Annotated in this window: 13 protein-coding genes; 5 read left to right on the top strand and 8 right to left on the bottom strand. The window is 70.8% G+C overall.

Translation table 11 applies throughout. The features are described 5' to 3' along the window. Positions 1-112: 112 nt before the first annotated feature. The 7 genes from AC2A1K_RS25010 to AC2A1K_RS24980 all read right to left on the bottom strand — a co-directional run bounded on the left by AC2A1K_RS25010 (position 113) and on the right by AC2A1K_RS24980 (position 7,220). Positions 113-1,042, bottom strand: a complete 930-nt coding sequence (locus tag AC2A1K_RS25010) for an HpcH/HpaI aldolase/citrate lyase family protein (protein ID WP_483899050.1) — start codon at positions 1,040-1,042, stop codon at positions 113-115. After that, positions 1,042-2,238 carry a CaiB/BaiF CoA transferase family protein gene (locus AC2A1K_RS25005; protein WP_483899049.1) on the bottom strand — a complete coding sequence of 399 codons (1,197 nt, stop codon included), beginning with the start codon at positions 2,236-2,238 and terminating at the stop codon, positions 1,042-1,044. Before AC2A1K_RS25005 ends, AC2A1K_RS25010 begins: the two co-directional genes overlap by 1 nt. Beyond that, on the bottom strand, positions 2,231-3,604 hold the full coding sequence (locus AC2A1K_RS25000) for an LLM class flavin-dependent oxidoreductase (RefSeq protein WP_483899048.1): 1,374 nt from the start codon (positions 3,602-3,604) through the stop codon (positions 2,231-2,233). Before AC2A1K_RS25000 ends, AC2A1K_RS25005 begins: the two co-directional genes overlap by 8 nt. Before the next feature lie 80 nt (positions 3,605-3,684). Further along, positions 3,685-4,473 carry a citryl-CoA lyase gene (locus AC2A1K_RS24995; RefSeq protein WP_483899047.1) on the bottom strand — a complete coding sequence of 263 codons (789 nt, stop codon included), beginning with the start codon at positions 4,471-4,473 and terminating at the stop codon, positions 3,685-3,687. 90 nt (positions 4,474-4,563) lie between these two features. Further along, positions 4,564-5,295 (bottom strand): SDR family oxidoreductase, encoded by a 732-nt coding sequence (locus AC2A1K_RS24990; protein WP_483899046.1) that lies wholly within the window; start codon positions 5,293-5,295, stop codon positions 4,564-4,566. Between the two features lie 192 nt (positions 5,296-5,487). Further along, positions 5,488-5,751, bottom strand: coding sequence for a hypothetical protein (locus AC2A1K_RS24985; protein WP_483899045.1), 264 nt, complete (start codon positions 5,749-5,751; stop codon positions 5,488-5,490). After that, the gene (locus AC2A1K_RS24980) at positions 5,748-7,220 is read right to left on the bottom strand and encodes an aldehyde dehydrogenase (RefSeq protein ID WP_483899044.1); all 1,473 of its coding nucleotides are present in this window, start codon (positions 7,218-7,220) and stop codon (positions 5,748-5,750) included. The genes AC2A1K_RS24985 and AC2A1K_RS24980 overlap by 4 nt, the downstream gene beginning before the upstream one ends. 202 nt (positions 7,221-7,422) lie before the next feature. Here AC2A1K_RS24980 and AC2A1K_RS24975 point away from each other — a divergent pair, with 202 nt between their 5' ends. The 5 genes from AC2A1K_RS24975 to AC2A1K_RS24955 all read left to right on the top strand — a co-directional run bounded on the left by AC2A1K_RS24975 (position 7,423) and on the right by AC2A1K_RS24955 (position 12,520). After that, positions 7,423-8,535: a CaiB/BaiF CoA transferase family protein gene (locus AC2A1K_RS24975; RefSeq protein ID WP_483899043.1), complete on the top strand. Its 1,113-nt coding sequence runs from the start codon at positions 7,423-7,425 to the stop codon at positions 8,533-8,535. Positions 8,536-8,625: 90 nt separating this feature from the next. Beyond that, the gene (locus tag AC2A1K_RS24970) at positions 8,626-9,882 is read left to right on the top strand and encodes an acyl-CoA dehydrogenase family protein (RefSeq protein WP_483899042.1); all 1,257 of its coding nucleotides are present in this window, start codon (positions 8,626-8,628) and stop codon (positions 9,880-9,882) included. Next, positions 9,879-10,994 carry an acyl-CoA dehydrogenase family protein gene (locus AC2A1K_RS24965; RefSeq protein ID WP_483899041.1) on the top strand — a complete coding sequence of 372 codons (1,116 nt, stop codon included), beginning with the start codon at positions 9,879-9,881 and terminating at the stop codon, positions 10,992-10,994. Before AC2A1K_RS24970 ends, AC2A1K_RS24965 begins: the two co-directional genes overlap by 4 nt. 105 nt (positions 10,995-11,099) lie before the next feature. Beyond that, positions 11,100-11,867, top strand: a complete 768-nt coding sequence (locus AC2A1K_RS24960) for an enoyl-CoA hydratase/isomerase family protein (protein WP_483899040.1) — start codon at positions 11,100-11,102, stop codon at positions 11,865-11,867. A 41-nt stretch (positions 11,868-11,908) separates the two neighbouring features. Beyond that, positions 11,909-12,520, top strand: coding sequence for a TetR/AcrR family transcriptional regulator (locus AC2A1K_RS24955; RefSeq protein WP_483899039.1), 612 nt, complete (start codon positions 11,909-11,911; stop codon positions 12,518-12,520). A 36-nt stretch (positions 12,521-12,556) separates the two neighbouring features. Here the strand turns inward: AC2A1K_RS24955 and AC2A1K_RS24950 are convergent, their stop codons facing one another. After that, positions 12,557-14,143 (bottom strand): AMP-binding protein, encoded by a 1,587-nt coding sequence (locus tag AC2A1K_RS24950; RefSeq protein ID WP_483899038.1) that lies wholly within the window; start codon positions 14,141-14,143, stop codon positions 12,557-12,559. Between the last annotated feature and the right edge of the window lie 13 nt (positions 14,144-14,156).

Here is a 14,156-nt window from a genome sequence, read left to right as displayed (position 1 = left end):
AAAGTCAAGGGTGTTAAACAGGATACCTAGGGTTTCAGTTGACGGCCGGCGTTCGCCGCGCCGCCGCGCGTGTCCGAGGGGTGGGTCGAGCGAGGGAGCGACGAGGGTGTTCCTAGGTCGAGCGCTTCTCGATCTCGCCCGCGCGCTGCAACGTCTCCGCGGCCAGCTTGACGTGCGCGGCGTCGACGAGCCGGCCGTCGACGCCGGTCGCGCCGCGACCCGTGGCCTCGGCCTCGCGGTATGCCGCGATGTTCCTGCGGGCGGTCTCGACCTCCTCCGACGTGGGGGAGAAGACGGCGTTGGCGGCGAGGATCTGCGACGGGTGGATGGCCCACTTGCCGGAGAAGCCGAGGGCGGAAGCACGCGCGGCTTCCTCCGTGTAGCCGTCCAGGTTGCGGTAGTCGGGGTACGGCGCGTCGATGGCGAGAACACCTCCGATGCGCGCAGCGAGCGCGACGGAGGATCGGGCGTAGTGCCAGAAGTCGCCGGGATAGGCGACGGTGGGCGCGAAGTTGGTGTCGACGCGCGCGCCGAGTGAGACCGAGAAGTCCCCGGCACCGAAGATGAGCGCGTCGAGCCGGTCGGAGACCGTGGCGATCTCCCTGGCGTTGGCGAGTCCGGAGACGTCCTCGATGAGGACCTCGAGCCGGATGCGGCGAGGCAGGCTCAGCTTGCTCTCCACCTGAGTGAGCAGCGTGTCGACCCACCAGACATCTCGGGCGGCCGTCGCCTTCGGGACGATGATCGTGTCCAGGTTCTCTCCGGCGTGTGTCACGAGCTCGATGACGTCGTCGTGGCACCACTGCGTGTCGACACCGTTGATCCGGACCGCCCGTGTCGTCGTGCCCCAGTCGATGTCACGCAGCGCGCTGATCGCCTTCTTGCGGGCCGACTCGCGCTCGGCGGGCGCGACCGCGTCCTCGAGGTCGAGGAACACCAGGTCCGCTCCCGCCCCGGCGGCTCTCTCGAACATCCAGTCGTTGCTGGCCGGGGTGGCGAGCTCGGAACGTCGGAGTCGCGGGGGCGCGGCATTCTCGGTCATCAGATCGCTCCCTGCGCGTAGAGGTCGTCGATGTCGGGGTCGCCCAGCCCCAGCACCTCGGTGAGTACCTCGCGCGTGTGCGCTCCGAGCGGCGGGCCGAGGTGGTCGATGCGGCCCTCCGTCCCCGAGAGCCGCGGCACGGGGCCCTGGACGAGCAGACTGCCCAACTGCTCGTCGGAGACCCGGCGGAACACCTCCCGCGCGACCATCTGCTCATCGGCCACGAGATCGGTCACGTCGTACACCGGGGCGGCCGCGATCTCCGCGGCGTCGAACACGCTCATGGTCTCCTCGAGGGAGTGCTTCGCGACCCAGCCGGCGACCACCTCGTCGACCTCGTCGGCGCGGGCGAGGCGGCGCTGGGCGTCGGCGAAGTCCGGATCGTCCGCGAGATCGGCGCGACCGATGGCACGGAACACCCGCAACGCCACGCTCGGGGCGCTACCCGACATCGCGACCCACCGACCGTCCGAGGTCTGGTAGGTGTTGCGCGGCGCCGAGATGTCCCACTTGTTGCCGGCTCGCCGTGGGACCACGGCCGTCTGGTCCCAGGTGACCAGCGACTGCTCGAGCAGCCGAGCGAGCGGATCGAGCAAGTTGACGTCGACGAGCCGGCCGCCGGCGCCGTTCACATCCCGGTCGTAGAGTGCCATCATGACGGCGTAGGCGGCGTTCAGGGACGCCACGCCGTCGGCGAGCATGAAGGCCGGCAGGGTGGGAGGGCCGTCGGCCTCGCCGGTGAGGTGGGCGAAGCCGCTCATCGCCTCGCCGAGTGTGCCGAATCCCGGGCGCTCGCTCTTCGGCCCCGTGAGCCCGTAGCCCGTCACGTGCAGCATGACGACGTCGGGGTGGTCGGCCGAGAGCCCTTCGTAGTCCAGGCCCCAGCGGCGCAGCGTGTGGGGCCGGGTGTTGGCGACGACGACGTCGCAGTGTCGAGCCAGGCGCCGCGCGAGGGACTGGCCTTCGACGCGGCGCAGATCCGTCGTCACCGAGCGCTTGTTGCGGCCGACGCTCTTCCACATCAGCCCCACGCCACCGCGCTGTGCGCCCCAGCCCCGGATCGCATCGCCGGTGCCGGGTGGTTCGATCTTGATCACGTCGGCGCCGAACTCCCCGAGATAGGTGGCCGCCAGCGGCGCCGCCGCCAGCGAAGCCATGTCGAGGACGCGGACGCCGCGCAGGGGGAGCTCAGGCATGCTGGGACGCGCTCTCCGGGGTGACGATCCGCTCGGGGCGCGGGAGGCCGAGGGTCTCGCGCAGGGTGGTGCCGGGGTACTCCGAGCGGAACGAGCCACGGCGGCGCAGGTGCGGCACGGCCATCCGCACCACGTCCTCGAAGGCGCCGGGGAAGTGCGTGGCGGCCAGGACGAACCCGTCGCAGGCCTCCGCCTCGAACCAGTCGTGCATCTGCTCGGCGACCTGCTCACCGGTGCCCACGAACCGCGGGCCCTGCAGCAGGGTGGCCCGGTGGGCGGCCAGCGTTCGCAGGGTGAGATCGTTCCCGCTGGTGTGCTTGCGGACCCCCTCGACAAGCCCGCGGATGCCGGTGATGGAGCTGATCATCTCGTCGGTGACGATGTCGTCGAGGGAATGTGTCGAGAAGTCGTGGTTCGTCAGTTCGGCGAGCAGCGCGAGCGACGCCATGGGGTGCACGAGCTGCTCGAGGAAGATCTCTTCCTTCTCCTTGGCGATCGCCTCGCTCTCCCCGACCACGGTGTAGGCCATCGGCAGGATGCGCACCGCGTCGGGTGTGCGGCCGGCGCCGGCGATGCGGTCCTTCTGGTCGCGGTAGTGCTCAGCGGCGACCTCGCGGCTCGGGTCTCCGGTGAAGATCAGCTCGGCCCAGCGCGCGGCGAAGTCCCGGCCCCTCCCCGACGAGCCGGCCTGGAGGAGGACGGGGCGCCCCTGGGGAGACCGGGGCACGGTCAGGGGGCCGCGTACGTCGAAGTACTCACCGTGATGGTGCAGCTCGTGGACCTTGGTCGGATCGGCGAAGATCCCACCTCGCCGATCGCCGATGATCGCGTCGTCCTCCCACGAGTCCCACAGGCGGGCGACGACGTCCACGAACTCCTCGGCGCGGTCGTAGCGCTCGTCGTGGCCCAGATGGATCTCCTGGCCGAAGTTGCGCGCCTCGGCGTCGTTCACGCTGGTCACGATGTTCCAGGCGCTGCGCCCTCGGGTGAGCTGGTCGAGCGTCGCGAAGGTTCGAGCGACATGGAACGGCGGGTAGTAGGTCGTGGAGTAGGTTGCACCCAGCCCGAGGTGGGTGGTGGCGGCGGCGCAGGCACCGAGCACGGCGGTGAGATCGAGCTTGATGGGGCGCGCGCCGTAGCGCACGGCGTCGTCGGTGGAGTTGCCGTAGATCGCCGGCATCGCGAGGCGGTCGTCGAAGAACATCAGGTCGAAGGCGCCCTCCTCGAGGACCCGGGCGATGCGCTGGTAGTAGCGCAGGTCCAGGAAGTCCTCGGAGGCGGACGGATACCGCCAGGATCCGGAGTACACCGACACGTTGGAGGCTTGCAGGAACGCCACCAGCGACATCTGGTCCGATCGAGCCATCAGGTCTCCTTCAGTAGTGATCCACGAATCTCGGGATCGATCTGGGTGCGCGGCACCGAGCCGACGGTGCTCGGCGCCGCTCACTCACCCGATGGCCGCAGGTGCGAGCTGGCCTCGTCGTCCGCGCGACGCCAGATCTCGACCGCCATCGGGTCCTCGCCTTCCTCGAGGATGTGCCCGACCAGGCCGATCGCGCGGGCCATCACGCCCAGCCCCCGTACGGCCCGCACCGGCAGGCCGAGCTCGCAGGTCAGGGCGCCGATCGCGCCGGTGGCGTTGCAGGGCAGCTCCTTGTGCAGCGCCCGACCCCCCGCCAGGGAGACCCGCGTCATCAGCTCGACGTAGCGCCCCGCGAGCCCGTTCTCCTCGGCGAGCTCGAACAACCGGGGAGCGCGGGGATCCACCGGCTTGTGGAACGGGTGACCGATCCCGGGCACGGGTGCGCGGCGGTCCCGGTGCTCGGCCACGATCGAGTCGGCGAGCTCGTCGAGGTCGGACGTGCCGTCGTCGTCGGCGAGAGCGTCGTGGAGCATCCTGGCCGCGCCCTCGGTGCTGCCGACGAAGACGCTCCCGAGTCCACACAGGCCCGCCGCCACGGCGGCCTGCAGCGACTCGGGCGCGCCGGCGTAGGTCAGTCGAGCCGCCAACGCGCTCGGGGTCAGGCCGTGTTCGACCAACGTGATCAGCACCGCGTCGTAGACACGCGCCGCGGCGGGGTCGGGACGCCGTCCGGTGAGCTGGAGGAAGGAGAACTCGGCCAACGAGAGGTGTCCGAGTATCTCCTCGGGGAGGTCGTAGCCCCGGACGACGATGCGGTCGGGTGAGCTCCACGCGATCTCGGAACGGATCGGGGAGGGGGAGTAGGCCACCGGGGTCCTTTCGTCGTGCGGTCCAGGCCGGCCCGATGCCCGTGCAGGTCGTGGAGCCGGTCGTTCGATGCTTGGCATCTTTCGGACCGGTCAGGCCCGCGGCCCACCGGCGACGTAGATCACCTGACCGGAGACGAAGCCGGACTCCTCCCCGGCGAAGAACGACACGGTGTTGGCGATGTCCTCGGGCTGCCCGGCCCGCTGGACCGGGATCTGGGCGGCCCGCTCGGCGAGGTACTCCTGCCAGTCCTGGCCGATCCGCGCTGCCGTCGCCATGGTCATCTCCGAGGCGATGAAGCCGGGTGCGACACAGTTCGCGGTGATCCCGAAGCGGCCGAGCTCGATCGCGAGGGTCTTGGTGAATCCCTGCATCCCGGCCTTCGCCGCCGAATAGTTGACCTGTCCCCGCTTGCCGAGTGCCGCGGTCGAGGAGAGGTTGACGATCCGGCCCCAACCCGCGTCGACCATGTGCTTCTGACAGGACCGCGTCATGAGGAACGAACCCCGGAGGTGGACACCCAGCACGGCGTCCCAGTCGTCCTCGGACATCTTGAACACGAGGTTGTCCCGGGTGATGCCGGCGTTGTTCACCAGGACGGTCGGCGGACCGAGTTCGGCCGCCACCCGGTCGACCGCCGCGGTGACGGCGCCAGAGCTGCTCACGTCAGCCCCGATCGCGATCGCCCGTCCGCCGTTCTCGCTGATGGCGTGCGCGGTTGTCTTGGCGGAGGACTCCTCGAGATCGACCACTGCGACGGCCATCCCGTCGACAGCCAGGCGCTTCGCGGTGGCGGCACCCAGGCCACGGGCTCCTCCGGTCACGACGGCGACCCGTCCGGCACTACTAGGGGGCACAGGTGGTGTTCCTCTCGCTTGGTGATGTTGCTCGTGGCGCTTCACACGTTTGCTGACTCGCGCGTCAGAAGCGCTCGATGACGGTCGCGGTGCCCATCCCGCCTCCGGTGCACATCGCCACCATCGGATGGCCGAGTGCGATGGAGCCGCCGTTGACGTTCACGCGTTCGTGTTCGAGCCCAGGTCGGTCGCGGCCTGCAGGACCACGGTCGCGATGTCGGAGCCGTGATCGCCGATGTTCGAGGCGTTGCCCGCGATCACATCGTCGATGTCGGCCTCATCGAACCCTGTGCGCTGCTGTAGGGCCCGGAGCGTCTGGGCCAGCAGTTCCTGGGGATGCAGATGGTGCAGCGCACCGCCGGGGCGCCCCTTGCCACGCGGGGTCCGGACACCGTCGACGAGCCACGCCTCCCGCTCCGTCATCGGCCGAGAACCTCCGGGCTCGCGTAGACCGACTGGTACTCCAAGAACGCGTCGATCCCCTCGGGGCCGAGCTCGCGGCCGAGACCGGAGGCCTTCATCCCCCCGAACGGCGCTCCCAGGTCGACATCGAAGTAGTTCACTCCGGCGGTGCCGGTCCGCAGTCGCCGCGTGAGCTCGAGACCGTGGCGCTCGTCGGAGGTCCAGACCGAGGCGGCGAGGCCGTACTCCGAATCGTTGGCCAGGGCCACGGCATGCGACTCGTCGTCGTAGGGGATGACCGCCAGGACGGGCCCGAAGACCTCCTCCCGGGCGAGCTGCTGGTGGTTGTCGACGTCGGCGAACACCGTGGGCTCGACGAACCAGCCCCGGTCCTGGGTGGCGGGGCGCCCGCCCCCGGCGATCAGCCGCGCACCGGACTGCCGCCCGATGTCGATGTACTTGAGCACCCGCTGCATGTGCTCGCGGCTGGCCATCGGGCCGCAGGTGGTCGCGGGATCGAGCGGGTCGCCGACGACGAGATCAGCACAGACCTGGCGCAGGACCTCGAGGACGTCGTCGTACCGTGACCGGGGCGCCAAGATGCGTGACTGCGTGGTGCAGTTCTGCCCCGCGTTGAGGAACGACGCCGTCGCCAGGCCCTTCCGCAGCACCTCGGGGTCGACGTCGTCGAGCACGATGGCGGCCGACTTCCCCCCGAGCTCCAGCGTGCAGCGTCGCACCAGTCGGCCGCACTCGGCGCCGATCTCGCGCCCGGTGGCGGTGGAGCCGGTGAAGGAGATCATGTCGACCTCGGGGTGCCGGACGAGCGCCTCGCCGGCCTCGCGGCCGCCGCCGACGATGTTCAGCACCCCGGGCGGAAGCCCGGCCTCGAGGGCGGCGTCCGCCAGCACGTAGGGGTCGAGCGAGGTCTCCAGGGGAGGCTTGAGGACGACCGTGCACCCGGCGGCCAGCGCTGGCGCGATCTTGAACATCGCCTGGATCTGGGGGCCGTTGAAGGCCATCATCGCGCCCACGACGCCGACGGGCACGCGGCGAACCGTGGTCGAGCCGGAGGCACTCGGACGGACCTCTTCGAGCTCGAGGCCCTCCACGACATCGGCGTACATGTTCAACAGCGCGCCAGGGGCCACACCGTTGGCCAGGCTGGACATCCCGATCGGGCAGCCGTTCTCCCGGGTGACGAGTTCGGCGGTCGACTCGGCCCGCTTGCTCAGCGCCTCGGCGAAACGCCGCATCGTGGCGGCACGCTCGGTCGCGGTGGACCGTCCCCAGGGTCCGGTGTCGAGCGCGGCACGGGCGGCGATCACGGCCGCGTCCACGTCGGCCGGCCCTGCGATCGCGGCCCGGCCCAGCAGGGACTCGGTCGCGGCTTCGAGCGCCTGGTGGGTCTCGTCGCCACTCGGGCGGACCCAGCCACCCCCGATGAAGAACTCACGGCGGTCCGAGCTGACCGCGACCTCTGCTGTCATCGTTGACTCTCCTGTTCGGGCGCGGCGTCGACCCGGAGCGAGGCTCCGTGACGGCTTCACCGGAGCTCGTGCGTCTCATGGCGACCACTGATACCTTACATCCTGCATTCTTCACTTCTGACTGGTCAAGTCGCCGCCACCGCGGTGGAAGGACCCATGAGGACCCCGGCGCGCGAGCCCCGACAGGGCGGAGGAGTTACTGGTGAGCCCGTTGCAGGGAGTGCGTGTCCTCGAGTTCGCCAGTATCGGTCCGGGGCCGTTCGCGGGTCTGCTGCTGAGCCGGCTCGGGGCCGACGTGCTGCGACTCCGGCGCCCCGGCCGCAACGACCACCCGGTGAGGACGACGGGAGCTTCGGCGACCGCGGAGGGGCGACCGGCGCTCACCGTGGACCTGAAGTCGTCGACCGACCGCGAGTTCGTGCTCGATCTCGTCGGGTCCGTGGATGCCGTCATGGAGGGGATGCGGCCAGGCGCGATGGAACGTCTCGGGCTCGGCCCGGACGTGCTGATGCGGATCAACCCCGCGCTCGTCTACGCCCGCATCACCGGCTACGGGCAGGACGGGCCGCTGGCCGACCATCCGGGCCACGACATCAACTACCTGGCGATCTCCGGGGTGCTCGGAGCTCTCGGCCGGACCGACGAGCGCCCCGCCTTCCCGATCAACCTGCTCGGTGACTACGCGGGCGGCGGCGCCCTGGCCGCACTGGGTGTCCTGGCCGGCGTGCTGCAGTCCCGAGGGTCCGGTCGAGGGCAGGTCGTGGACGCCGCGATGATCGATGGTGTCGCCCAGCTGGCCACCAGCATCTTCGGGTTCGTCTCGGCCGGATCGTGGGGCCCCCGGGGGACCAACGTGCTGGACGCGGGGGCGCCGTTCTACGACGTCTACGAGACCGCCGACCGACGGTTCGTGGCCGTCGGGGCGATCGAGCCCGCCTTCTACTCGGCCCTGCTCGACCTGCTCGGCATCGACCGGTCCGCCGCGCCCCAGTGGGACCGGGATCGTTGGCCCGCGCTCAAGGAGCGTTTCGCGGCGACGTTCCGCGACCGCCCGCGCGACGAGTGGGTCGCCCGAGCGGCTCCCGAGGCCTGCGTGACACCGGTGCTCGACCCCACCGAGGCGCCGACCCACCCCCATCACCGCGCCCGCGAGAGCTTCGTGCAGCAGGGCGCCTGGACCTTGCCCCGCAGCGCCCCCCGCTTCAGCGGGACCGACGACGCGGATCGGTGGCCCACGACCGCGGAGGAGATCCTGGCCGACTGGGGTGTCAAGCCCGAGCGCATCGACGAGATGTGCGCTCGGGCCCAGGGCTGACCATCCACCACCGAGCGCCACCGTGCGTCACCGTGCGGCCAGCCCGGTACGCGACGCAACCCCCGGGCTGTTCCGAGGAAGGAGATGTCCGTGACCACCTCGAGCGCGTCAGACCTCATGCGGTTCCGCGAGGGAGTTCGAGACTGGCTGTCCGCCCACGACCCCGCACGGGGAGACGCGGACGCGAACGATCTCGAGGTGGCCAAGACCTTCCAGGCTGCGCTCCACGATGCCGGCTATGCAGGTATCACGTGGCCCGTGGAGTACGGCGGTCAAGGTCTCGGTCAGCAGGAACAACAAGCTTTCTCCGACGAAGCGTCGTCCTACGATCTGCCGGTCGGTCCCTTCACCATCGGGATCGGGATGTGCGGGCCGACTCTTCTCGACCTCGGCACGCGCGAACAGCGCGAACGCTACATCCGCCCGCTGCTGCGTGGCGAAGAGATCTGGTGCCAGCTGTTCTCCGAGCCCGGCGCCGGGTCCGACGTCGCCAGCTTGCAGGCGCGCGCGGTCAGACAGGGGGACGGCTGGTCGCTGAGTGGCCAGAAGGTGTGGACGAGCAGCGCCCAGTGGGCCGACTTCGGGGCCGTGCTCGCGCGTACCGATCCCGACGTGCCCAAGCACCGGGGACTGACCATGTTCATCCTCGACATGAACGCTCCCGGGGTCACCGTGCGCCCGCTGGTCGACATGACCGGCGAGGCGCCCTTCAACGAGGTCTACCTCGACGGCGTCGAACTCGGCCCCGACGCCGTCCTGGGCGAGATCGACGACGGCTGGCGCACCGCGATGACCATGCTCGGCCACGAGCGCATGACCATCAGCGGCCTTCGCCATCGCCGCAGCCGTGGCCTCCTGTTCTCATCGCTCGTCGAGCGAGCTCGCCGCGGCGGGGCGACGTCGGATCCGGCCGTCCGCGAACAGCTCGCCGACCTCTACGCCCACGAGCGCGCGCGCGACCTGTTCACCATGACGATGCGCGAGGAAGCCGCGGCGGGCCGTCCCCCGGGAGCACGCGGCTCGGTGGGCAAGCTCTCCGGTGCGCTGTTGCTCTGGCGGGCGGTGCAGACAGCCACCGAGATCGCCGGAACCGACCTCATCGCCTGGGATGACGATGACCCCGACGCCCAGGAGCTCGCCCGCAACCTCTACGCGGCCCCCGCCAGCAGCATCGCGGGCGGCACCAACGACATCCAGCGCAACATCATCGGCGAGCGAATCCTCGGCTTGCCGCGAGAACTGCAGGTCGATGTCGCCACCCCGTTCCGCGACCTCAAGGTGGGCACACAGAACGACCGCGAGGCCGAGACCGGCCGAAGGACCACGACCGGAGGGACCTCACGATGACCCAGTTGCTCACCGACGAGCAGGCCGATTTCCGTGATGCCGTCCGGGACCTCCTCCTCGATCTCGCGCCGTCGTCGGCCACCCGCAGCGCCATGGATTCGGCGCCAGGGTTCGACCGGGTGTTGTGGCAGAAGCTGGCCGGGATCGGCGGGACCGGCCTGGTCGTGCCGGAGTCCCTCGGCGGCGCGGGGGCCGGACACGTCGAGCGCAGTGTGGTCAGCGAGGAGCTCGGGCGGACCACGGCCGCCTCACCGTTCCTCGGCTGTGCCGTCCTGGCCGTCGATCTCCTCCAGGCCCTCGACGACGACGCCGCCCGCCGTGAGCTGCTGCCGGCGATCGCCGCCGGGGAGAGCATCGTCGCGGTCGCCGTCGCGGAGGGCGCGAGCGAGCGCGGAGTGCTCGGGGCCGACCGCGGACAGACCAGCGCCGCGAGGTCGACGAACGGCTGGACCATCCGAGGGCGGAAGGCGCCGGTCGTCGACGCCGACGCCGCCGACGTGCTGCTCGTGCACGCGCGCACCCCCGACGGGCCGGCCTTCTTCCGGGTGCAGGCCCGCGACGCGGGCGTGCACCGCACCAGGCTCCGCACCTTCGACCCGACCCGCCGCGTCAGCCGGATCGACCTGGAGGACGTGCCGGCGACTCGGCTCGACGGCGACGCCGAGCGGGCCCTGACCGAGGTCGGCGACCTGGCCGCGGTGGCGCTCGGAGCAGAACAGGTCGGCGGCATGCAACGAGCGGTCGAGATGACGGTCGACTACGCCAAGGTTCGTGTCCAGTTCGGGCGCACGATCGGGTCCTTCCAGGCGGTCAAGCACGCCTGCGCGGACATGTACTGCACGTCGGAACAGGCACGAGCGGCACTGCGCCACGCGGCCTCGACGGCGGACCTCGATGCGGCCGAGCTTCCCCTCGCCGCGGCTCTGGTTCGAGCCTACGTGGGACCGGCCTACTTCTCCGTCGCCCGCGAGATGCTCGTGCGGCACGGCGGGCTCGGATACACCTGGGAGCACGACGCCCACCTGTTCTACAAGCGCGCCAAGGCCGATGAGGTGCTCCTCGGGTCCCCGCAGAGCCACCGTCGCCGCCTCGCGGACCTGTTGGGCGTGTGATGGCGCAGGCCATCCGCGCGCGCCGAGTTCCGCTCGTGCCCGCTCCCTGACCCGGGCCCGGTCCGGTGACCGCCCACCCGATCCCGACGAGGAGAATGATTCGACGTGGACGAGGTCCTGTACGACGTCAGCGAGGACATCGTTGTGGTCACCCTCAACCGGCCCGCGGCCCACAACGCGCTCAGCCGGTCCATGCTGCGGGCCCTCGACGAGGCCTTCGACCGTTTCCAGGCCGACGACACGTTGCGCGTGGCCGTGCTCACGGGAGCCGGCGAGCGGACGTTCTGCGCCGGGGGCGACCTCAAGGAGACGATCCCCGATCTCGTGGACGGCGACTTCTCGGTGGTCTCGGACGATCCCTCCACCCGCTTCCTGTCCCGGTGCCAGAAGCCCGTCGTCGCCGCGATCAACGGCGCGTGCATCGCGGGCGGCACCGAACTGATGCTCGGCACCGACCTTCGTGTCGCGGCCGAGACCGCGGTGTTCGCGCTCGCCGAGGTGCGGTGGGCGGTGATGGCGGCCGGGGGGTCGACGGTGCGCCTCCCTCGCCAGATCCCCTGGGCGGTGGCGATGGAGATGCTGCTCACCGGGGCCTCGTTGGATGCCCGGCGAGCCTACGACATCGGTCTGGTCAACCGTGTCGTCGCGCGTGAGGACGTCCTCGACACCGCGGTCGAGCTCGCCCGACGCATCGCGGCCAACGGCCCCGTGGCCGTGCGGAAGTCGAAGGAGGTGGCCGTGCGGACCGCCGACCTCGAACCGGCGTTCCGGCTCGAGGCCGAGCTGGCGCTCGAGGTCTTCGCGACCGGAGACGCGCGGGAGGGCCCACGGGCCTTCGCCGAGAAGCGCGTCCCTCGCTTCGAAGGTCGATGACACGGTCGGGGCCCGGGCGAGCGCCCACTAAGGTGTCGCCGGTGGACGTCGACTCCCCGCCGGGTGCGACCGTGCCCAGCGGGAAACGCGCCGAGATCCTGCATCTCGCGGCCGTGGAGTTCGCCGAGCGCGGGTACCACGCGACCACGGTCCGGGACCTCTCGCGCGTGGTCGGCCTCACCCAGCCGATGCTGTACTACTACGTGGGCAACAAGGAGCAGTTCCTGCTGTCGATCTGTGAGTCGCTGCTGGACTGGCACATCGCGGCGACCTCCGATCTCGCGCACGCCGTCGGACCGGCCCGCGACCGTCTCGTCGCGTTCATCGAGCGCGAGCTCACCGAGGCCGCGGGCCATCCCGCCGAGATCACGGTGTATCTCCGGGAGCGACGGATCCTGCCGCCGGAGATGCACACCGTCCTGCGCGACAAGCAGGAACGGCTCGAGGACACCCTGCGCTCGATCCTCGAGGACGGGGCCGCCGACGGCGACCTGACCTACGACTCGCTCGACCTGACCGCCGAGGCGATCTGGGCGTTGCTCAACGGCACCAGCGCCAATCCGGCGGCCATCGGCTCGGAGCAGCGGGTCGCGCGGCGGGCCGCCACCCTCGTCGCGCTGATCCTCGACGGCCTGCGGCCGCGCCCGACGTGACGAGCGCGGCCGCGGCCTCGTGAGGGGGCCGACCGCCTACTCGTGGACCGCGTTCTCCAGAGCAGGCACGACCGGATCCGGCCGCTCGGAGCGGGACGACGCGCCCGGTGACTGCGCGTCGTAGCTGGGGGTGAGCCCGAACCCGGCGCGCAGCACCTGCTTGCGGACCTTGCCCGTGGCGGTGCGCGGCAGGTCGTCGGCGAACTCCACGTATCGAGGGACCTTGTACGCGGCCATGCGCTCGGCGCACCACCGCACCAGGTCCGGCGCCTCCAGCGGCGTCGACCCGTCCACCGGCTTGAGGACGACCACGACCCGGACCTCTTCGTTGCGCAGCTCGTCGGGGGCCGGCAATGCGGCGACGTCGAGCACCGCGGGGTGAGCCCGGATGACCGATTCGACGTCGGCCGAGGAGATGTTCTCCCCGCCGCGGCGGATGATGTCCTTGTACCGATCGACGAAGTAGAAGTAGCCGGCCTCGTCCTGGCGAGCGGCATCTCCGGTATGGACCCAGCCGTCCCTGACGGTGGCGCTGGTGGCCTCGGGAGCCCGGAAGTACTCGCGGAACATCCCCGCCCGATGCTGGACGACGAGCTCGCCGGTCGAGCCCGCCGGGAGGTCCTGACCCGACTCGTCGACGATACGGATCCGATGCTCGCCCAGCGGGCGGCCGCAGGAGCCGGGCCGTCGCTCTCCCAGCACCGGGTTGGCCAGCACGATCCCGACCTCGGTCATGCCGTAGACCTCGACGAAGGTTGCCGCCCAGCGCTTCTCCAGGCGAGTCTGCGTCTCGGCGGGGCTGCCGGCGCCCCACAGCACCCGTAGCGGGTTGTCCGCCTCGAGGGGGTCCTGGCGCTTGTCGAGCAACGGCACCACGGAGCCGAGATAGCTCACGTGGGTGACGCCGTGCCGATGCACCGTCGGCCAGAACTCGGTGAGGCTGAACCGCGAACCGAGGACGACCTCGGCGCCCACGAGCAACGCGGCCGAGACGATCGTCTGGGCGTTGACGTGGAACAACGGGAAGACGCTGAAGTGCACGTCTCCCTCACGAAGGTCGATCGCACCGGCCAGTCCTCGACCGTTGACGACGAGCTGGCTCTGCGGCGCGACGGCCCCCTTCGGGCTCCCGGAGGTCCCGGAGGTGTAGAGGACCGCTGCGGTGTCCTCGTCGCGCACCGGCTCGAAGGCAGGGGCGGAGGCCGGGCCCGACCCGTCGAACCCGGCCACCGGGTCGTCGACGAGGAGCACCTGGTCGAGATCGGGAAGCTCACCCGCGATCGGGTCGATGACCGCCGGCCCCAGGACGCGATCGGTGAGGACCACTCTGGCCTGCGAGTTGCGCAGTGCGTAGGCGGCCTCCGCCGGCTTGTAGCCGGTGTTCAAGGGCACCGAGACGCCGCCCAAGCACGCGAGCCCGTGGAGCGCCGCGAGGTACTCGGGAGAGTTCGGCAGCATCATCGCGGCGACGTCGCCGGCCCGCACACCGGCGCGCGCCCACCCCGCGGCGGCCTTCTCACACAGCGCGACGTAGTCGGCGTAGGTCCAGGATCGGCCCTCGAAGTGGAGGAACGGTCGGTCGCCCCGACCGCGGGCAAGATCGAGAAGGTCGTGAATGTTCATCGCGTTGGTCTCC

Source organism: Actinomycetospora sp. 2LY8.5 (assembly GCF_057180585.1).
This window is presented reverse-complemented; position numbering and strand designations above follow the sequence as displayed.